At 55.9% G+C, this 272-nt stretch carries 1 protein-coding gene; it reads right to left on the reverse strand.

Annotation, left to right across the window (positions count from 1 at the left end):
- Window positions 1–272, reverse strand: a 272-nt coding sequence (locus AC0QHF_RS26695) for an Ig-like domain-containing protein (protein WP_324707318.1), incomplete at both ends; no start/stop codon positions are given.

Here is a 272-nt window from a genome sequence, read left to right on the forward strand (position 1 = left end):
GGGGGTGGCTTCTCCTATGAACCCCTCTTCGGGAGTGAAGGTGACATTTCCTTCAGTATCAACGCTATAGGTTCCTTCACCCTCCACCGCGAAGCTGGTTTGCTGTCCCGGCGTATCCGGGTCTAAATCCACCGTACTCGGGTCGAGATTATTTTCGCTGTCGCTATCGTTGTCGGTGATGTTGAAGGTAACGGGGGTTCCCGGCGCCGTGGCGGCGGTATCGTTAGTAGCCGTGGGGGCGGTATTTTCCACCGTCACTGTAATATTGGCTG

Source organism: Lyngbya sp. CCY1209 (genome assembly GCF_055795065.1).